Raw genomic sequence first — 20,381 nt, forward strand, 5'->3', positions numbered from 1 at the left:
TAAACTATAGATGTACGGACAACTAATGTTTAGTAAAAGGAGTAATGAGAAATGACTCAAAATTATGCAGTAATGATTGATCATACTTTATTAAAAGCTGAATCTACAAAAGATCAAGTAGAAAAAATTTGTGCAGAAGCAAAGCAATATGGATTTGCTTCAGTATGTGTAAATCCTACATGGGTTAAATTCAGTGCAGAGCAATTAGCTGGGTCAGACGTAAAAGTTTGTACAGTTATCGGCTTCCCGTTAGGTGCTACAACATCTGCAGTAAAAGCATTTGAAACAAAAGATGCGATTGCAAACGGTGCTGGCGAAATCGATATGGTTATTAATATTGGTGCTCTAAAAGACGGAAATTACGATTTAGTTCGTGATGACATCAAAGCAGTAGTAGACGCTGCAAATGGTACATTAGTGAAAGTAATTATAGAAACTTGCCTATTAACGGATGAAGAAAAAGTAAAAGCTTGCGAACTTTCTGTTGAAGCAGGTGCCGATTTCGTTAAAACATCTACTGGTTTTTCAACAGGTGGAGCGACAGCTGAAGATATCGCATTAATGCGTAAAACAGTCGGTCCGGATCTTGGTGTGAAAGCATCCGGCGGTGTTCGTAGCCTTGAAGATATGCAACGTATGATTGAGAATGGTGCTACTCGAATTGGCGCTTCTTCTGGTGTTGCTATTATGAATGGTCTAAAATCAGATTCTAATTACTAATTCGATAGTTTTTGTTGACTCTTTTTTAATCATACGCTATACTACTTTAGTACACATTAACTAACAGTTAATGCATGTATGACGTGTGTTCGGAGGGAGGGAAAGAGAGATGTCAAAAACTGTCGTTCGCAAAAACGAATCGCTTGAAGATGCTCTTCGTCGCTTCAAACGTACTGTATCAAAATCAGGTACAATTCAGGAAGTTAGAAAGCGCGAGTTCTACGAAAAACCTAGCGTTAAACGTAAAAAGAAATCAGAAGCTGCACGTAAACGTAAGTGGTAATTTTCCCTGTAAAAACCCTACGTTCATAACACGCAATTTTCAGATTTAACTGAGCAGACAAATGATATACCCCGCAGTTATTTATATAACTGCGGGGTATTTGCATTTGTTTTTATTCTTCAAATCAACCATAATAGAGAAGAGAAAGAAAGCGTTTTCGAGAAACTTTTAATAATTAGCGATCAGTACCGTATAATTGGTATATGTTAGCAAATAATATAGGAGGAAGTTTTTTTTAGGTATTTAAAAAAATTTGAAACTTTTCTTCATCTCATCCGTAGAATTAACTGTACATAACTTAGCTAAAGGGGTGATAAAATTGAGACGAACGAAAGGGATTAGTTGGATTTTTCTGATGGTCATGTCATTCGTATTAATGTTTCCTTCTTTAACAGCATTTGCAGATGGTAAAGTGTATGAAATATCCATCAATAATGAAATTGAAAAAGGTTTGGTGGAGCATTTAAAGCGTGGATTCGATGAAGCAAAAAGTAATAACGCAGAAGCAATTATTCTGAATATGCATACACCCGGCGGATTTGTTGCTGCGGCTTCGGAAATCGGCAGGCTGATGGATGCAATCGATATACCGATTATTGCATTCGTCAATTCGGATGCGCTGTCTGCTGGTGCGTATATTGCTTTACATGCTGATAAAATTTATATGACACCAAACGCAACAATGGGTGCAGCGGCGGTCATCGATTCTTCCGGTAACACAGCAGGAGAAAAGGCGGAAAGCGACTGGCTTGCCAAAATGACTTCGGCTGCCGAAAACTCCGGCAGGGATCCTATATATGCGCAGGCAATGGTCAGAAACGACTACGATTTGCCTGAACTAAGAGCCCCTAAAGGAAAGCTCCTCACTTTAACTGCAGAAGATGCGGAAAAAGTTAAGTACTCAGAAGGCACTGTTGCTTCGATAACGGAACTGCTTGAAATCACCAACCTTGATGGCAGCGAAGTAGTAAAAGTTGAGCTAACATTTGCTGAAAAACTGGCACGCTTTATTACAAATCCGATTATCGTTCCTATTTTACTGTCGATTGCAAGTATCGGATTAGTTGTTGAGCTGTATTCACCAGGCTTTGGTGTTGCAGGGACAATGGGGCTTGCTTCATTAGGTATGTTCTTCTTTGGACATACGATTGCAGGTTTTGCCGGATATGAAACAGTCATCATTTTTGTAATCGGACTTATTTTACTCATTGCCGAGCTATTTGTACCAGGTGGTATAGTTGGTATTATCGGTGGCGCATTAATGATAGGAAGTTTGCTTTTTGCAGGGGAAAGCTTTGTTCATATGGCTTATTCGATTTTAATCGCAATGATAATTGCAGGTATAGGAATGGTGATACTTATGAAATTCTTCGGGAAAAAGTTGCATATGTTCAACCGTCTCGTGCTGAGAGATGCAACGACGACGGAAGAAGGTTATGTTTCAAACAAAAACCGAATTGAATTAATAGGCAAAACAGGGCAGGCTATTACGCCGTTGCGACCATCAGGAACCGTTGTTGTTGACCAGGAACGTCTTGATGTTGTAACACAAGGCGGTTATATTGATGCTGGTAAAACAGTTGAAGTAGTGAAAGTAGAAGGCTCTCGTATTGTCGTAAGAGAATTTATTGGAAGAGGTGGAGAATAAGTATGAATATGTTGGCAGATGCAGGAACAATAACATTAATTGTCGGATTAGTCATTGCATTTATTATCCTGGCAGTATTTTTCACATTTGTTCCGGTTGCACTATGGATTAGTGCACTAGCAGCAGGTGTAAGAGTAAGTATTTTCACATTAGTCGGAATGCGTTTACGTCGAGTAATTCCGTCACGTATCGTGAATCCGTTAATTAAGGCTCATAAAGCCGGTTTAGAAGTAACAATTAACCAATTGGAATCACACTATTTAGCAGGTGGTAACGTAGACCGCGTTGTTAACGCATTAATCGCGGCACACCGAGCGAATATTGAATTAACATTTGAACGTGCAGCAGCAATCGATTTAGCTGGCCGTGACGTATTAGAAGCGGTACAAATGTCGGTTAACCCTAAAGTTATTGAAACACCATTTATTGCCGGTGTTGCGATGAACGGGATTGAAGTGAAAGCAAAAGCGCGTATTACAGTACGTGCAAACCTCGACCGCTTAGTCGGTGGTGCTGGTGAGGAGACAATCGTTGCCCGTGTTGGTGAAGGTATCGTATCGACACTAGGTTCTAGTGAATCACATTCAAAAGTACTGGAAAACCCGGATTTAATTTCTCAAACGGTTTTATCTAAAGGTTTAGACTCTGGTACAGCATTCGAAATTCTATCGATCGATATTGCGGACGTTGATATCGGTAAAAACATCGGTGCCGAGCTTCAAATCGAGCAAGCACAGGCAGATAAAAACATCGCTCAGGCTAAAGCCGAAGAGCGTCGTGCAATGGCCGTAGCAAGCGAGCAAGAGATGATTGCAAAAGTTCAGGAAATGAAAGCGAAAGTAGTAGAAGCAGAGGCGGAAGTTCCAATGGCTCTTGCAGAAGCGCTACGTTCTGGCAACTTCGGTATTATGGATTACATGAACTACAAAAATATTCAGGCGGACACATCAATGCGTGATTCGATCTCAAAAGTTTCGAATGACGACAACAAAGATCCGAAAAACAAATAATCGAGGAAAGGAGTGAGCACTAAATGGAAGGAATTATCATTATGGTGATTGTCTTTATTGTCAGTTCTTTATTGGGTAAAGGTAAAGAACAACAGCAAAAAAAAGAATCAAAACAGATGCCGCCATTTAGCAGTCAACCTGCTCCTCGAAAACAGGAAGTTCAACGTCGAACAGAGCAAAAACGTCCAAAATCATTGGAGGATTTTGCGAATGAAGTATTCGGCCAGCTGAATGAAAAAGCAAAACCAGTAAGTCAAAGAATAGAACGAGAGCTCCCTAAACAAGTAGAAAAACCTGTTGAAGTTGCTCGCTCAATCGTGGAACCAGTAACTGACAAGATCAATAATCCTCGTTCATTAAAGGAGCGTCCAATTGTTGCAATGGCCAAAAAAGAAGCAGAAGCCTTCCAAGTTGTGCCATCGAACAAACGTGATTTAATGCAGGCCATTATTATGACAGAAGTTCTGGGCCCACCTAAAGCAAGAAAAAAATAATACGAGACTACCTATTTCAACGTAATGTGGGAATAGGTAGTTTTTTTACATAGTATAGAAAACCAGTAACTAAATTTATGTGGAAACGGGTATATCTATTATGAGAGGGGGATACAGACATGAAAAAAAGATGGATGTTATTGTTAATTCTTATTTTAGTATTGGCCGCATGCGGTAAGGAAGAGAAAGAAACACTTTTGGAGACGGATGGAACGTCTACTGTATATGAGAGTGAGGAGTCATTGACACATAGTATGGAAGGTGTCACTTTAAAGCTCGACTATACGGTCAATAAGGTTTCCGCTGAGCCGGGAGAATTAATTCTTGAAATTAAAGGAACTATAGAAAATGAGTACAGTCAAATTGTCTACTATACGCCGGATTTTACAATTCAAACATTAGAGCAGGATGAAATAGAGCAGCTGTCGTCTTCTGTTGAGAACGAGCAAATTATGGTGAATCCTCAAATGGAAACGACTTTTAACGTGACTTATTTGATTCCTCAGCACATATACGATGAAAATAAATCACTGAATATGCGGGTTCCAGCTGCATTTAAAGAGCCGGAAAGCGAAAGTTCCGGTGATGCGTTAGGTGACTTTGCAAACTGGGAAATTCCGATTAAGTAAAACCAATCATGCTTTTATGGGTAGTTTTACTACCCGTTAATGCGGGATAAAATTATCTATACATGCCTTCTTTTTTCCAAGCATATAGTGACGTAAAAAGGAGGCTTTTATTGAAAAATTTATTTCCTAAAAACAATAAATTGCAAATCACCTCTTTTATGGATATCCGCTATGATGGTTCCTATACGATAGGTGATGTAACCCCGACTGAATATAACTGTACAACTAAAGATTTTACGATGTATGTTCATGCAGGGGAAGTGGAAGTCCAGCATTTATTCGAAGAAGGTTTTTTAATTCAATGTAAAAATCTGCAGAAGCTTACGATTGAGCGGAATGCAAAATGAGTAAATCCTATAAAAAGCTTATAACAATTAAACTAAAGCAATCTAAAGAAGCTAGTGCTTTTATTATGCTGATGAAAGAGCATAAAATCCGGATTTTCAACTTGAATTTTAAACAGAGCGAAATAACTTTCCAAGTAGCGCATAGTAACTTGTCTTTACTGCGCAGACTAAGAAAAAAAGCGAAAGTTAAAATTACAGTCCGTTACAGCGAGCCGGAGAGAATTCTGCAAAAAGATATGGTTACGGCGATTGGCATCATCATGTTAATCATCCTGCCGATCATACTGTCACGGTTTGTATGGCAAGTTGAAGTTGATGCCGCCACAATCGAGCTGGAAGATGAAGTGGCACACTATCTGCAAAAGGAAATGGGTGTGGAGTTTCCTGTACCGAAAAAAACGTTTTTATCCGATAATGAAATCAGACAGACGATGATGAAGGAGTTTCGGGAGTTTTCATGGGTACATATTATGAAAAATGGAAGTAAGATTACGATTAATCCGCAATTGGCGCCAAAGTTTGAGCCGGTACCAAAAGTAAATAAGAACCAGCATTTAGTGGCGAACAACAGTGGTGTCGTAACTCATTTCCAAATTGAGCGCGGAGTTCGTCAAGTGGAACAAAATATGACGGTATACAAGGGAGATATTCTCGTTTCAGGTGTTTTGCAGCATGGGGATAAAGAAATCATTGTTGGTGCAGAAGGCGAAGTGTTTGTTGATTACTGGCTTGAAACATCATTTTCTGTTCCTAAAACAATCGAAATTGAAGTATTGGATGATCATGGCTGGAAGTATGACGTGAACTGGGAGAAAATCGGGACAGCAATAGAACAGATGTCTATTGAACCGTTAAAGACTTTTGTAACGTATAAGCCTTATCGAATGTTTCATAAAAAGAAGGAAAAGATAAGTGAAAAGGATGTAGAAACGACTATCTTGCCATTATTGCACGAAAAGATGATTTCTTCATTACCACTTGAAACCGCCATAAAAGCAGAAAAACTTTTGCACGTCCACAGTGATGATGATACAGTTAAAGGGAAAGTCTTGTATTTAATTAATGAAAATATCGCACAACCACATCCAATTCACCAAGGAGAATGAGTATGTCAGAAAAATATGTTGAGCTTCAAATCGACAATCCAAATGAAGCTGTAATGCTTTTAGGAATGTCAGATGCAAATATAACATTGATTGAAGAAACTTATAGCGTACAAATTATTACGCGTGGGGAAGTCATACAAATTGCAGGCGATGATTTAGAAAAGAAAAATCAAGCATATGCAGTTTTAGAAGCGTTATTGAAAGTTATACGAAAAAATATTAATATCGATCAGCGTGATGTGTCAACAGCCATTGAAATGGCCAGCAAAGGCACAATTGAATATTATGCGGAGTTATATAATGAAGAAATTGCGCGTAATACAAAAGGCAAGCCAATCCGTGCAAAAACGATTGGGCAACGTGAATACATCCGGGCAATCCGTCATAAAGACCTGATTTTTGGAATTGGACCTGCCGGAACCGGTAAAACGTATTTAGCGGTTGTGATGGCTACACAGGCATTAAAAAATGGTCATGTAAAACGGATTATTTTAACACGTCCTGCCGTTGAAGCAGGAGAGTCATTAGGGTTTTTACCGGGGGACTTAAAGGAAAAGGTCGATCCGTATTTACGTCCGCTCTATGATGCACTTCATGATATTTATGGACAGGAGCAGACGCAGCGTCTAATAGAGCGCGGGACGATTGAAATCGCACCTTTAGCGTATATGCGTGGCCGTACATTGGATGATGCATTCGTCATTTTAGACGAAGCTCAAAATACAACGCATCAGCAAATGAAGATGTTCTTAACGCGTTTAGGTTTTGGCTCAAAAATGGTCATTACAGGCGATAAAACACAAATTGATTTACCTAAAAACACGGAGTCCGGTCTGATTATTGCAGAGCGTACATTACGTTATGTAAAAGATATTCATTTCCAAATACTTGAGCAAGGTGACGTAGTCCGTCACCCATTAGTAGCGAGAGTCATTCAGGCTTACACAGAGCAGGAATTATAAAAAATGGAACTTTCAACTTTTATTTAAAGGTTGAAAGTTTTTTATTGGGAAAAATAGCATGAAACTTATTGGAAAAAACTCCGTATATAAACTAAGAGGAGGAATTATTCCACCCATTAGTAGGTGGAAAGACATTTATTTGAAAAACATACGTACTTTTCGTAACACCCAACATATAAATTTGATAAAATGAACATAGAAACAAAGGGAGGTGCATGATCATAAAAAGATTTAACAAGCTCATCCAATTAATCAGCTTTCGCGCACTGTTATTCATCGTCCTTGCGGCTACTGCACTCCTGCAGTTTTTCCTGATGATTGATAATGTTCGGGGCGTTACATATGATATCCAACTAACTGAATTATCACCGGAAACCATTCGTTCATCTAAAACAGTGGAAGATACGGTAAAGACAGAAATAGAAAGGGAAAATGCGGAGAAAGCCGTAGACCCTGTATACATATATAAAGATGAAGTGCCAAGTCAGCGTGCAACTTTTGTGACAACCATTTTTGATATTGCATTGGAAGTGAAGAAGGATATTGCAGAGGCGGAGGAGGAAATATCCCAAGCCGAACAAATAAAAATGCTGCGTACCGGATTAAAAGATATATTTGATAACCATCAAAATCTGATTTTATCGGATGCACAGTTGCTGAATGTATTAAGTGCATCACAAGCAAATCTTGAATCTGCACGTGATGCATTGGCGACATTGGTTGAAGTGAACTTAAATTATCCGCTTCGTAAGGATAGCTTGCTGCCGTACCGTAATGAACTGGAAAGCAAGATCCGTCAGCAGCCTTCGATATCTGAAGGCTTAATGAGTGTTGCGATCGTTATTGGTCGTGCAGCTATTGTGGAAACAGAAGTACTGGATGAAGAAAAAACGGCCATTGCCAAACAGCAGGCAAAGGAAGCAGTTGAGCCAACACGTATTTTGCAAGGACAGATCATTGTCCAGGAAGGCGAAGTAATTACACGCGAAATTTATCGTCAGCTTGAACTATTAGGGATGCTGGACAGTGAAGAATCGATTAAACCGATTGCCGGATTAATTATTTTGATTTTACTGCAAATGTCTTTCCTGTTTGTTCTGTTTGATCGCACGGAAAAAGACATTGCTTCAAAGCGCAATGAACTGCTCGTGACGATTATTGTATATGTGATTGCGTTAATCATGATGAAACTGATCGCACTGATTTCAACGAATTTTGATCTGATGATTGCCTTTATATTCCCATCGGCATTAGTGACAATGCTAGTCCGCGTGTTAGCCAATGACCGCACCGCAAGTATTGTGACAATCATTACTGCTGCGTCTGCAGGCATCATCTTCCATGAAGGATTATCGGGTATTTTGCAGATGGATACAGCGCTTTACATTTTATTTGGCGGATTTGCGTCGATTATTTTTATGCGCAGCCTTGAAAAACGGACAGACATTTTGCAGGCGGTAGGTATCGTAACACTTGTTAACATCGTATTTATTGCATTTTATATACTGATGGGACAGTCAGGATACGGAATGAAGGAAGTTGCGTTTTATGTTGCTGCAGCGATTATTTCAGGATTGTTATCCGGTGCTTTAATGATGGGTCTCCTTCCGTATTTCGAATCGGCTTTCGGACTTTTATCGGTCGTACGTCTGATCGAATTATCGAATCCAAATCACCCGTTGTTAAAGAAAATTTTGACGGAAACACCCGGTACGTATCACCATAGTATAATGGTTGCCAATCTGGCTGAAGCAGCATGTGAAGCAATTGGGGCTGATGGCTTGCTAGCAAGAGTCGGTTGCTATTATCATGATGTTGGGAAAACGCGAAGACCTTTATTTTTCATTGAAAACCAAATGGGGACAAATCCTCATGATACGATGGCACCCGAGAGTAGTGCAGAAATTATTATTGCACATACTACAGATGGGGCAGAGCTGTTGCGCAAGCATAAAATGCCTCAGGAAATCATCGATATTTGTCTACAGCATCATGGGACAAGCACATTGAAATTCTTTTTGTTTAAGGCTAAGGAAGAAGGGAAAGAATTGGACGAAAGTGTATTCCGATATCCGGGTCCAAAGCCACAGACGAAAGAGGCCGCAATCATTAGTATTGCGGACAGTGTTGAAGCAGCAGTACGTTCAATGCAGCACCCAAATGCAGAGAAAATACAGAAGCTTGTGCAAACGATTATTCAGGATCGTGTACAGGATGACCAGTTTGATGAATGCGATATTTCATTAAAAGAATTGAAAAAGATAGAAGACGTATTATGTGAAACATTAAATGGAACGTTCCACTCGCGTATTGAATATCCAAAGGAATAGTAGGAGGGAACAACATGTTATTAATTGATTTTTTAGATGAAACAAATGAAGTACAAGAATCCCACTTGGAGTTAGTGGAAAAACTGCTTCAGCATGCAGCGGAACAGGAAGGAATCGAGGATGGCTCGGAAGTCTCGGTGACATTTGTGACGAATGAAGCGATCCATGAAATTAACCGTGAATACCGCGATAAAGACCAGCCTACTGATGTCATTTCTTTTGCATTGGAGGAAATGGGTGAAGGGGAACTGCAAATTATCGGTGAAGGGATTCCCCGTATTTTAGGTGATATTATTATCTCGACAGACCGTACTCGTGAACAGGCAGCTGAATATGGCCATACGTTTGAACGTGAGCTTGGCTTCTTGGCTGTCCATGGCTTTTTGCACCTGCTTGGCTATGATCATATGACACGGGAAGATGAAAAAGTTATGTTCGGGAAGCAAGATACGATTTTACAGTCATACGGCCTAGGTCGTGATACGAATGAACGTCCGTAAATTTTTTCGTTCTTTTCGTTATGCAATGGAAGGACTAGTTACGGCTGTACAGGAACAAAACTTCAGATTTCACTTAGTGAGTGCAGTAATTGTCCTGATGGCTGGTTTACTGACGGGGCTATCGATCGTTGAATGGTGTATCATCACTTTAGTCATAGCTTTTGTCATCGGAACTGAGTTGATCAATACGGCAATCGAGCGTGTAGTGGACTTGGCATCACCGGAAATTCATCCGCTCGCCAAGCAGGCAAAGGATGTTGCGGCAGGTGCTGTACTTGTTTTTGCGCTCGCAAGTGTTATAATCGGACTACTCATATTTTTACCAAAATGGTTTTAAAAATAATATTTTGGGGGAACCAAAGATGAACATGGAACAATTAATGGAACAATCTAAAATTGCACGTGAATTTGCTTATGTACCTTACTCGAAATTTAAAGTAGGTGCGGCATTATTAGCAGAAGACGGTACAGTGTACAATGGCTGCAATATCGAGAATGCAGGTTACAGCATGACAAACTGCGCGGAACGTACGGCGTTTTTCAAAGCAGTGTCAGAAGGCAATATGAAATTTAAAGCGCTGGCGATCGTAGCAGACACACCGGGTCCATGTTCCCCATGCGGAGCTTGTCGACAAGTAATGAGTGAATTTTGTGCTCCGGATATGCCTGTCTACTTAACAAATATGAATGGTGACGTTCAACAAACAACAGTAGGTGAGCTAATCCCGGGTGCATTTAATACGGAGGATATGAAAAATGCAGGAAAATAAAGGATACAAATCGGGCTTTGTCTCGATTGTAGGTCGTCCTAATGTGGGCAAATCAACATTTTTAAACAGAGTAATCGGCCAGAAAATTGCGATTATGTCTGACAAACCACAAACGACACGTAATAAAGTACAAGGTGTTTTAACCCAACAAAACTCTCAAACGATTTTCATCGATACACCGGGGATTCATAAGCCTAAACATAAATTAGGCGAATTTATGCTGAAAACTTCACGTAATGCTTTACGCGAAGTGGATGTGATCATGTTTATGGTTAATGCTGAACAAGCAATCGGAAAAGGTGACGAATTCATCATCGAGTTGTTACAAGGCAATAAAACACCGGTTTTTTTAATCATCAATAAAATTGATTTAGTACATCCGGATGAACTGGTAAAAATCATTGATTCGTATAAAGATAAGTTCGACTTTGCTGAAATTATTCCAATTTCAGCATTACAGGGCAACAACGTGGAAAACTTATTATCGACAATCGAAAAGTATTTACCTGAAGGCCCGCAATATTACCCGGCAGACCAAGTAACGGACCACCCGGAACGCTTCATTATTTCTGAGCTGATTCGTGAAAAGGTATTGCACTTAACACGCGAAGAAATTCCACATTCAATTGCGGTTGTCATTGAGCGCATTAAGCCACATGAAGAAAAGGAAAATATGATTCATGTACAGGCGACAATCATGGTAGAACGCGATTCACAAAAAGGAATTGTCATCGGCAAACGCGGTGCTCTTTTAAAAGAAGTCGGCTCACGTGCCCGCCAGGATATTGAAATGCTACTAGGCTCAAAAGTATACTTAGAGCTTTGGGTAAAAGTTCAAAAAGATTGGCGTAACAAGCAAACGCATTTACGCGATTTCGGATTTAGAGAAGACGAGTATTAATAGATAGCAGCAGAACACACCGATTTTCTTTAAGGGAAATTCGGTGTGTTTTTTTATCTTATCGCATGACACATATTACTTGTTTAAATGCATTGGCAATTGCAGGCAATAAAATTGTTACAGAAAATTTTTGGGAGAAATCGCAACAATCTGATTCTGTTAAAATTGCTCAATTACTTTTAAATCTTAAAGAAATTGATTGGTTATCAACGGGAGATTTGAAGTATTTACAAGGGGCAGCAGGTTCAAAAGTTTTAGCAAATGATATTTTAAATTGTTTGAAACTAAGTTAGTAGAAGAGGCTAAATATTAGCCACTTCTTTTGTCGTAATATATTTATGATAAGTTAACAGCTATAGGCTTTTTAAACAATAGCGCCCTTCTACGCAAAAAAGGGCTTTCCTTCTTCAAGGAAAGCGCCAGATTGTGGAATAAGGGGCTGCCATATTCGAGTGGCTTACGACCATACGTAAAAAAAGTTGTTCGCTAATACGATTTTGAAAACGAAGTTGGGCTATAATTAATGCTACCAAACTAACTTGCGTATAGACATGTTCTCTACTCAAAATATGATTCGTAATTGAAAAGGTGAAAAAATGAAATTTAATTATAAAATTACAGATGCTGGTTGGGCTAGATGCGAACTGGAATCGTCAAATCAACAATTTTCATTTGAGGCTAGTTGTATTTCTGATGCATTGAAAGAATTTTTAGAAGCTATCTTGCGGTTGAATCCAGATATTGATCCAGAGTTTTATGAAGATGAAACAGAATGTAGTTGGCATCAAGAGCCCGGTTTAATTGAGTGGGAATTCAATCTTTCCGATATAAAAAGCGCTGAAGAAAATCTATTTGTTACAGTGAAACAATATGAAGATGATAGTAGAAGACATCGACCATTCATTGATGTGAAATTTTCATGTAATTACGATAAATTCGTGTCATCGATAGTAACGAGTTTAGAATCTCTTATCACAGAGTTTGGTCTAGTCGGTTATTCGGAAATGTGGGATGGTGCCGATTTCCCAATAGCTTATTACTTAAAGTTAAAACAATACACTATAAATAAATCGGTTTTTCCAACCGTTACAGAAACGACTGACGATTGCTTAAAAACAACAACAAGCCTGGATTATGAATTAAATTTAATTGCGAAAAAGCTAAATATGTAACTATTATACAAAGCGGTAAATTTTGGGAGCTACAAAACTTTGGCTATTAATTAATAAAATCTTATACAGTTCTCATACAAAAAGCGTTCCCAAATCAAAGTTTTGGAATTTACCAAAAAGCGGGAAACGTTAATTTAATAACGTTTCTCGCTTTACTTTTGGAAGAATGTACTCTGCGACTAACTTAATTGCCAGATTTTAATAGTGTTCTTTCTTATTTAGTACATTATCACCTCCGAATTTTAGGACAATATCAGGCTCTGTATAATAATAATAGTCATTACTTCATTTTCAGCTTTAGAGGGAGGTTATTATGAGCTCAGAAGTTAAAAAAATTCAAAAAGACCTTACAAGGGAAGAAAAAAGTATGGTTCTTGCTGAAATAAAAAAAGTATTGAACAGTGGCTTCAGAATATTAGGCTTTGATGGTGGAATGGCGTTTCCACATTACCCATGTTATTTATATTTTAGTGATTCTGATAAAGAATTGAGACGGTATTCTATTGGTATATTTTCTATTTGGCTTGGCTATTGGAATACAGGATGCAGTTTCCGTTTTACTAAACAAAGTGAGTTATATAAGTATATTAAAGCTTTAGTTGAATACCAGGAAGAAATTGAAAAAGATTTCCCTGTATTATTTAATTATATTGTTTCCTTTCTAATAGAGCTTACCGAAAATTATGGTTATGCGGAGGAAACACGTATGAAACTATATATTATTAATATTGTTAAAGAAGATTTTCTCAGTAAAAAATCATATTATAGAGAAAAATATAGAAATAGAATAAATTTTATTGAATTCCTTAAAGAGCTTAAAGTTGAGGATTATGATAAACCATATGAATAAAAACTTAGGTATTTCTTATTAAATGTAAAAAAATAAATATACCTTGAAAATCCTTACTTTTAGAATAATAAGAAGCATCGCTTTTTATAAATTTTGCTTCTTAAAAATCAAGAAATACCTTAGGCACGAATGTTGTTAAAATCAACTTTTTATGCCTTTTCTTTTGAACATTGGTTATACAACATTTTATAAAGATGATACGTAAACTGCCGATGAAACGGTGTTTCTACTTGCTTGGCTTGTTCTTTGATTTGCATAAAAAATTGTATAGCCAATCTCTTATCTTTATATATCTGCATCTTTTCTAACACTCTTCAGAAAAATAGGTTAGTTCAACAATATGGCCCTTAACGGAAAAACGCGATCTTCTTATTGAAGAATCGCTCCCGATTGTGGAATAAGGGTTCGTCATATCCGTGTGTTTTCATACCTTACATACAAAGAAGTACCCAAATACGATTTTGGTTACGGGAATAGACTGTAATTATGTTACCAAACGTCGGTTTGGGAAGGTTATACTTCATTTAACGTAGCAGGTTTGTTGAAAATAGGTAATTGCCTTTACTTGAGAGGATTGGGGGGGAACTAGTGGAGTTTAGTATTTTGATATATATAATGGTCATTTTAAGTCATTTAATATTTGTCAGCTTAATATTGGCTGTTTTTACTTCTGTCTTTGTGAAAAGTAGAAAGAATGGATATGTATTTTTAATAATCTATATATTACTAAGTATGTATTCGCTAACCACTGTATTTAAGAATTCAATATTATTGGGAAGTTATATGTTAATTATATACATTTGCTTGGGTGTAGTAACTTACTTTGTTATTAAAAAGAAACTTTCGTATAGACGAACTTGCGGCGATATTGAAAATCGCTGCCGTTTCGTGTAAGGACGTACCGTGTTCAGTCATATAGTTAAGTACGTCTAGTTTAAACGTTTTTGTATAATTTGTATATTGTCTGACGAACGCTTCTACACCATTCTTTTGATATTGGTTCGTCAACGTGAGTAAATGGCGATGTGAAATACCAAAATCCGCAGCGACTGTTCTGGAGCTTTCCTTGCCATTTAGATAGCGTTCAACCGCGGCTAATTTATCTTCTGCGCTCATTTTTCCCATAGAAAAACCGCACCTCCTTGTTAGTATGTGTCTAACAAATGGGGTGCAGTTCAACACCGCTTTGGGAACTATACCTTACATTTCAATTCAGTTATTTGGAAAAAATATGAAACCTAATTAATTTCTTTTCGTAGATTTAATTACGGGGAGGAATAAAAATGATTAAAAAAGTATGGTGGACGCTTACAGTTTTTGGATTGTCGTATTTGGCGGTCTAGCTACATTTATTTATACTAGAGAAGTAGATGCTGCTGGTGTAGTTCAAACACCTGAATTAAAATGGTTTTCTCTAGCATTGTTAGGTGGTTTATTTATTTTCATTGTTATATGCCATCTTATATTTTTATTTATTATCAATAAAAGAGCATCTGTATAACCATACACATAAAGTAAAAATAATGTTCCCAAATAAAAGTTTTGGGACACATTAAAAAGCCACGAATGTTGTTAAATCAACGTTCGTGGCTTTTTATGAGAACTATTTTTTATACAGATTTTTATACAAAAGGTGCAAACGTTGATGCAGCAGCATTTATACTTGCTGGACTTGTTCTTTAATTTGCATAAAAATTTGTATACTATATTTCATATCGTTGTAAATCTGCATCTTTTCTGACGCTACCCCATGGAAAATGTTATTCAATAATATGGCCCGATTGCGGAATAAGAAAACTGCATTCCATACAGCTTTTTTAAGTGCTGCAAATAAAACAGGTCCTGGGGATACAACAATTCGTAATGGCATTCGGGGTGCAAAAGTAATTGACGGATGTTATTTCTATCTATACTATATTTGCACCAATCCATAAAAACGAAACAATTAGAATAACATTTAAACTAGTAAAAAGCAAACCCAATATTGGTAAAGTCTTTTTTTCATTTAAAGTACGGAAACAGAAAACAGCCAACACAATAGAACAAATTGTGCCAAGACCAATAAATGCTAGAATCACTGGCGTAAGTGTTTCAGAATTTGCTCTAGCTATTGGATCTAATAGAAACATAGCTGCTGTTACTAATACACTTGTTATTAAAAATAAATAACTTTTCCAAGAGTGTTTTTTAGCTGACATTGTGAATTGTAACCTCCAATCCCAATTAATTAACACTTTTTATTTTACCATTAATTTTACAAGAGTTCGATAACAAACTAATTTCGGAGACGCTTCAGACATTCGGAATCCAGCGATCACTAAGCATGAAGGGATGTCCGTACGATAACGCCGTGGCTGAAGATATTATGACGAATATGGAGTTTCCTTTTTAGATGCGTTGTTCCACATTATCGGTGAAAAGTTCTACATTTGGCCGGAAACTTTCTACTTTGCCCTCGAAACATTCTACATACTCTGATGAATTAGCGAATAAAATGAATAGGTTATACATTTCAGCAGTTTTGTTCCACATTTCATTAGAAGTTTTCTACATTCGGCCGGAAACATTCTACTTTCCTCTCAACATTTTCTACATTCACCCACAACTTGGCGAATAAATTCCCCACCCCAGGACGACAATGATTTTGTTCTTGATTATAGGCAATGTTCTGCTACCATTTAGTAAGGGAATATTTAACAGAAGTTAGAAGGTGAACGCATTGAATAATTTAAATAAATTTTTATTGGCGCTTTGGGGGATTTCACTCGCTTTATTATTTATTGTCGTTGCGACAGTCGATCAGGACAAAACGATTATTGTCGCAGAAGGACAAATGAATATCGAAGAGCCCATCCCGTCGCCAACAATAAATATAGAGTATGATATAAAAGACAAAAACGAGCCAATTAGTGAACGTGAGCAACAAGCACCAAAAGAATCGATTCGTCTTGCAATGGCGGGGGATATTTTACTGCACTTAAGACTTGCGAAATATAATGATTTTACTTCATCTTTTTCAGCAGTAACACAGATGATGCAAAGCTATGATTTTCTGATCGCCAATCAGGAATCGCCTCCTGTCGGAAATGAATATCCACTAAGCGGCTATCCATTATTTTCGAGTCCGCCCCATATTATTCGGGATATTCAACATGCGGGAGTCGATTTAGTCACAATCGCCAATAATCATATTATCGATCAAGGGGAAAATGGAATGCGTACCGTCTTTAACAATCTTGAAGACTACCATATGCCTTATGTAGGGGCTTATAAAAATGAAGATGACAGGTCTACCCAACGTATTATGGAAATCGGATCGATAAAAATTGGACTGCTTGCCTACACATATGGGACAAATGGACTTTATTTGCCACAGGAATCGCCATTTCTCATAAATTATATTGATGAAGCGAAAATAAAAGCGGATGTCGAGGAATTAAAACAATCGGTCGATGTTGTAGCAGTATCGATGCATTGGGGATCGGAATATGTGTATGAAGCAAATGACAATCAAAAACATTATGCAGATATATTAAATGAAGCGGGAGCCGATATCATTTTCGGGACCCATCCGCATGTCCTGCAACCGTATGACAAGCTCATCAATGAACAGGGACAGGAGACGCATATTTTTTATTCGCTCGGTAATTTCTTTTCAACAATTATAACGATCCCGAACACAATGATCGGCGGAATCGCGAGCCTTGAAATTACTAAGGAAGGCGACTGGATTACTATAGATGAACCTGAGCTTTATGCCACTTCTGTATTACTGGATGCAGATGGAATTTATCGGGTTTATCCATTAAAAGATGTGGAACAGCGCTCTGTCAAAAATTTGCAGTGGGTAAAGCAAATCATGGGCCAACATGTAACCGTTTATTAAACTTTTCTAGCAATTGTGCGGTATAATAGAGATACGAAAGAAATAAAAGGATGTGCAACAGATGCTACATAAATGGGAAGGCATCGTTTTAAAGGCGCGTGCTTATGGTGAATCCAATAAAATCGTGACTCTGATGACACGTGAAGCCGGTAAAGTTGCGTGTATGGCACGTGGAGCGAAAAAACCTACGAGTCGTTTGGCAGGTGTAACGCAAACATTTATGCATGGCTCGTTTTTAGTCCAGCGAACATCAGGCATGGGGACATTGCAGCAAGGGGAACATTTCAATTCGATGCGCCACATCCAAACAGATATTGTGGCAACAGCTTATGCAAGCTACATCGTGGAAATTGTCGATCGCCTCGTTGAAGAAGGCAGACCGGAACCTTATGCTTTTGATATATTAATTCAGGCATTGAATGCAATTGAAGAAGGGTATGATCCGGAAGCGATTACATTGTTTGTCGATTGGAAAATGCTCCCGTTTGCAGGGATTCAGCCGATTTTGCATGCATGTGCAGGGTGTGGAGCTGTTGATGGAGAATTTGCGTTTTCATTTACACAAGGCGGATTTATATGTCATCGGTGCTTCCATTTAGACCCGTATATTATCAGGTTGTCACCAACACAGCTCAAGTTGATTCGCATGTTTTATACGGTGCCGATTGAGCAAGTCGGCAAGCTGGAGTTAAAACCGCAGACAAAACAATTTATCAAAAAAATTGTCACGACAATCTATGAAGAACAAACGGGAATTCGTCTGAAATCACGTAACTTCATCGAACAACTGGAGCGTACACCATTATTGCAGCGTGAAAAGAAGGAAGAGGAATAAAATTATTGCTATTCCATATTAAGACGGCAAAGTCTAGATTAAAAGAGTTGATTGAAATGAAGGGGGGCGACTCCAGCGGAAACAGCCAGACGTCTGAGACTACAAGTTCAGACCGGGCCCGCGGAAAGCGTCCGACCCGAAATGGAAATCAACTCCTGTTTAAGCACCGGGAAAATTATTGCCTAGGAAATAAAGCGAGTCGAAAGCGTAGAATCGCGCAGACTTGCTTTCTTTTGTTAAGGAGGGAAACACAATGCGCCAATTTGAAAATGAGCAGTTAACCGTATTTCAAAGTGTGTTATATCAAACGACATCAGCGGTAATCAAAACAAAGCAGGCATTAATCGTAACCGATCCTAACTGGCTGCCGAACGAAATTGCAGAAATAAAAACCTATATCGAGTCGATTATTGAAGATCGGAAATTGTATCTTATTTATACACATAGTGATTATGATCATATTATTGCAGCAGGCGCATTTCCGCATGCGACAACAATTGCAAGTGAAGCTTTTGTCAAGCGGGCGAATAAAGAAGAGGTATTGGAACAAATCCGTCAGTTTGATGCTCAGTACTATGTTGATAGAGATTATTCTATTATCTATCCTCACATAGACATCGTGATTAAAGAAGATGGCCAAACACTTGAGCTGCCGGATATAACATGTAGCTTTTACTTTTCACCAGGGCATACGGCAGATGGGTTATTTACAGTTGTGGATTCGTTCGGTATTTTTTTGGCGGGGGATTATTTATCGGATGTCGAGTTTCCTTTTATAGAAGATTATGAAGCCTATTTAGCAACAATCCAAAAGGCGAAAAAAATTATATCGGATAAAAAAGTTGAAGTTATTGTGCCAGGACATGGGACAACGACAAATAACCGAAGTGAAATTCAAAAACGAATTGATGCATCGTTATTATATTTAAATAATTTATCAAGCGGTAATGTGGATGAATCGGAATTACAGAAACTTTATCCGTTTTATAAGGGATTAAAAGAAATGCACGAACTCAATAAAAAAATATTCAACAAAAATAGCCACAGGATTTAAGAGATAGAACTTAAATTCTTTGGCTATTTTTTTGTGCATCTAACGGTTATCCTGTTCATTCATCCGCTCCAGCACTCGTCGCTTGCGGTACAGCATCATGCCTGCCTCGGCAATATCTTCAATCATTGACTTATTGATAAAGGCACCGAAAATCATACCTGCTACAGGAATCATTTGAAAGAGCTTTTTCATACCAAAATTGTCCCGGTACGTAAAGAAGACTTCCTGCCAGCCTTGTAACTGAGAAACCATATTTTCTGCCGCGTTAGGTTTTTCATAATGCTGTGCCAGCTCATTTAATATCGCTTCTTTGCCGACAACATCAGAAGAAGCAAATTGCAGACACTTTACGATGAAAATACGCTCGGCTTTTTCATTTGGATCATAACCATGGATCATCGCAATTTCCTGTAATGTTTTTAACGCAATCCCTAGAATGACAGGAATATCGAGCGCCAATGTAAACACACCACCAAAGCCGGCGGATGCTCCTTGTACGGTTGCAATATTTGCACGGTTTTTTTGTAGCTTTTCACTCAGTTCCACCATATCTTCAATTGGCATTTGTCCAATATCCTCCAATGTGGAAACCGAATGGAGCGTATGTTTTTGAATATGACGCATCATCGATTTTTCGCTTACTAAATATTTTCCGCCGGTTTGAACATAACTCACCAGTTCGTCGATTAAAACGGATATTTTCTCTTGAATGAATTTCGGTGTTAATTTATCGAGTATTTTAAATGGGATGCGGCCAATCCTTTCCCAAAACCATAAACCGCTTTGATCTTTCTCCCATTGTTGGATTGTTAATAAGTGATTTTCCAGCTGCTGTTGTGTTTCCATGAGTCGCCCTCCTGATGGACATGTTACTTATTTTACGT

The 20,381-nt window shown here is 38.1% G+C and carries 24 protein-coding genes; 21 read left to right on the top strand and 3 right to left on the bottom strand.

The window, feature by feature from the left end:
- The first annotated feature begins 51 nt into the window (after positions 1-51).
- The 17 genes from deoC (at position 52) to MHB58_RS05790 (ending at position 13,722) form a co-directional block, all read left to right on the top strand.
- The gene (deoC, locus tag MHB58_RS05710) at positions 52-720 is read left to right on the top strand and encodes a deoxyribose-phosphate aldolase (RefSeq protein ID WP_008403142.1); all 669 of its coding nucleotides are present in this window, start codon (positions 52-54) and stop codon (positions 718-720) included.
- A 109-nt stretch (positions 721-829) separates the two neighbouring features.
- The gene (rpsU, locus tag MHB58_RS05715) at positions 830-1,003 is read left to right on the top strand and encodes a 30S ribosomal protein S21 (protein WP_004227078.1); all 174 of its coding nucleotides are present in this window, start codon (positions 830-832) and stop codon (positions 1,001-1,003) included.
- Between the two features lie 319 nt (positions 1,004-1,322).
- Positions 1,323-2,651, top strand: coding sequence for an NfeD family protein (locus tag MHB58_RS05720; RefSeq protein WP_065217032.1), 1,329 nt, complete (start codon positions 1,323-1,325; stop codon positions 2,649-2,651).
- Between the two features lie 2 nt (positions 2,652-2,653).
- Positions 2,654-3,661 (top strand): flotillin-like protein FloA, encoded by a 1,008-nt coding sequence (floA, locus tag MHB58_RS05725; protein WP_065217031.1) that lies wholly within the window; start codon positions 2,654-2,656, stop codon positions 3,659-3,661.
- Positions 3,662-3,684: 23 nt separating this feature from the next.
- Entirely contained in the window at positions 3,685-4,155 is a 471-nt protein-coding gene (locus MHB58_RS05730) for a hypothetical protein (protein ID WP_065217030.1), read from the top strand.
- A gap of 119 nt (positions 4,156-4,274) precedes the next feature.
- Positions 4,275-4,784, top strand: a complete 510-nt coding sequence (locus tag MHB58_RS05735; protein ID WP_065217029.1) for a hypothetical protein — start codon at positions 4,275-4,277, stop codon at positions 4,782-4,784.
- Positions 4,785-4,894: 110 nt separating this feature from the next.
- Positions 4,895-5,131, top strand: coding sequence for a hypothetical protein (locus MHB58_RS05740; RefSeq protein WP_008403137.1), 237 nt, complete (start codon positions 4,895-4,897; stop codon positions 5,129-5,131).
- A complete protein-coding gene (locus MHB58_RS05745) occupies positions 5,128-6,237 on the top strand; it encodes a sporulation protein YqfD (protein WP_065217028.1) in 1,110 nt (369 codons plus the stop codon). The genes MHB58_RS05740 and MHB58_RS05745 overlap by 4 nt, the downstream gene beginning before the upstream one ends.
- A gap of 2 nt (positions 6,238-6,239) precedes the next feature.
- Positions 6,240-7,199: a PhoH family protein gene (locus MHB58_RS05750; RefSeq protein ID WP_340734848.1), complete on the top strand. Its 960-nt coding sequence runs from the start codon at positions 6,240-6,242 to the stop codon at positions 7,197-7,199.
- 215 nt (positions 7,200-7,414) lie between these two features.
- Positions 7,415-9,529 carry an HD family phosphohydrolase gene (locus MHB58_RS05755; protein ID WP_014824419.1) on the top strand — a complete coding sequence of 705 codons (2,115 nt, stop codon included), beginning with the start codon at positions 7,415-7,417 and terminating at the stop codon, positions 9,527-9,529.
- Positions 9,530-9,543: 14 nt separating this feature from the next.
- Entirely contained in the window at positions 9,544-10,029 is a 486-nt protein-coding gene (gene ybeY, locus MHB58_RS05760; RefSeq protein WP_014824418.1) for an rRNA maturation RNase YbeY, read from the top strand.
- Entirely contained in the window at positions 10,016-10,366 is a 351-nt protein-coding gene (locus MHB58_RS05765; RefSeq protein ID WP_008403131.1) for a diacylglycerol kinase family protein, read from the top strand. The genes ybeY and MHB58_RS05765 overlap by 14 nt, the downstream gene beginning before the upstream one ends.
- 25 nt (positions 10,367-10,391) lie before the next feature.
- Positions 10,392-10,799 (top strand): cytidine deaminase, encoded by a 408-nt coding sequence (locus MHB58_RS05770; protein WP_008403130.1) that lies wholly within the window; start codon positions 10,392-10,394, stop codon positions 10,797-10,799.
- Positions 10,786-11,700 carry a GTPase Era gene (era, locus tag MHB58_RS05775; RefSeq protein ID WP_008403129.1) on the top strand — a complete coding sequence of 305 codons (915 nt, stop codon included), beginning with the start codon at positions 10,786-10,788 and terminating at the stop codon, positions 11,698-11,700. Before MHB58_RS05770 ends, era begins: the two co-directional genes overlap by 14 nt.
- A 92-nt stretch (positions 11,701-11,792) precedes the next feature.
- The gene (locus tag MHB58_RS05780) at positions 11,793-11,993 is read left to right on the top strand and encodes a hypothetical protein (RefSeq protein WP_197494741.1); all 201 of its coding nucleotides are present in this window, start codon (positions 11,793-11,795) and stop codon (positions 11,991-11,993) included.
- A gap of 303 nt (positions 11,994-12,296) precedes the next feature.
- Positions 12,297-12,872 (top strand): hypothetical protein, encoded by a 576-nt coding sequence (locus MHB58_RS05785; protein ID WP_014824417.1) that lies wholly within the window; start codon positions 12,297-12,299, stop codon positions 12,870-12,872.
- A gap of 313 nt (positions 12,873-13,185) precedes the next feature.
- Complete coding sequence (locus MHB58_RS05790; RefSeq protein WP_014824416.1) at positions 13,186-13,722, top strand: hypothetical protein; 537 nt, start codon at positions 13,186-13,188, stop codon at positions 13,720-13,722.
- A 786-nt stretch (positions 13,723-14,508) separates the two neighbouring features.
- Here MHB58_RS05790 and MHB58_RS05795 read toward each other — a convergent pair.
- Complete coding sequence (locus tag MHB58_RS05795) at positions 14,509-14,847, bottom strand: IS3 family transposase (protein WP_014824415.1); 339 nt, start codon at positions 14,845-14,847, stop codon at positions 14,509-14,511.
- Between the two features lie 172 nt (positions 14,848-15,019).
- Between MHB58_RS05795 and MHB58_RS05800 the strand changes: the two genes are divergently transcribed.
- Positions 15,020-15,223, top strand: a complete 204-nt coding sequence (locus MHB58_RS05800; RefSeq protein ID WP_340734849.1) for a DUF3923 family protein — start codon at positions 15,020-15,022, stop codon at positions 15,221-15,223.
- 406 nt (positions 15,224-15,629) lie between these two features.
- On the opposite strand, the gene MHB58_RS05805 is transcribed toward MHB58_RS05800, so the two are convergent.
- On the bottom strand, positions 15,630-15,920 hold the full coding sequence (locus MHB58_RS05805; protein ID WP_014824413.1) for a hypothetical protein: 291 nt from the start codon (positions 15,918-15,920) through the stop codon (positions 15,630-15,632).
- Positions 15,921-16,432: 512 nt separating this feature from the next.
- Between MHB58_RS05805 and MHB58_RS05810 the strand changes: the two genes are divergently transcribed.
- The 3 genes from MHB58_RS05810 to MHB58_RS05820 all read left to right on the top strand — a co-directional run bounded on the left by MHB58_RS05810 (position 16,433) and on the right by MHB58_RS05820 (position 19,497).
- Complete coding sequence (locus MHB58_RS05810; RefSeq protein ID WP_340734850.1) at positions 16,433-17,608, top strand: CapA family protein; 1,176 nt, start codon at positions 16,433-16,435, stop codon at positions 17,606-17,608.
- 61 nt (positions 17,609-17,669) lie between these two features.
- Positions 17,670-18,443: a DNA repair protein RecO gene (gene recO, locus MHB58_RS05815; RefSeq protein ID WP_008403126.1), complete on the top strand. Its 774-nt coding sequence runs from the start codon at positions 17,670-17,672 to the stop codon at positions 18,441-18,443.
- A 253-nt stretch (positions 18,444-18,696) separates the two neighbouring features.
- Entirely contained in the window at positions 18,697-19,497 is an 801-nt protein-coding gene (locus MHB58_RS05820) for an MBL fold metallo-hydrolase (protein WP_014824411.1), read from the top strand.
- A 39-nt stretch (positions 19,498-19,536) separates the two neighbouring features.
- Here MHB58_RS05820 and MHB58_RS05825 read toward each other — a convergent pair whose 3' ends face one another.
- On the bottom strand, positions 19,537-20,343 hold the full coding sequence (locus MHB58_RS05825) for an EcsC family protein (RefSeq protein ID WP_014824410.1): 807 nt from the start codon (positions 20,341-20,343) through the stop codon (positions 19,537-19,539).
- Positions 20,344-20,381: the final 38 nt, after the last annotated feature.

The sequence above is a fragment of the Solibacillus sp. FSL K6-1554 genome (genome assembly GCF_038005185.1).
GTDB classification, from domain to species: domain Bacteria; phylum Bacillota; class Bacilli; order Bacillales_A; family Planococcaceae; genus Solibacillus; species Solibacillus silvestris.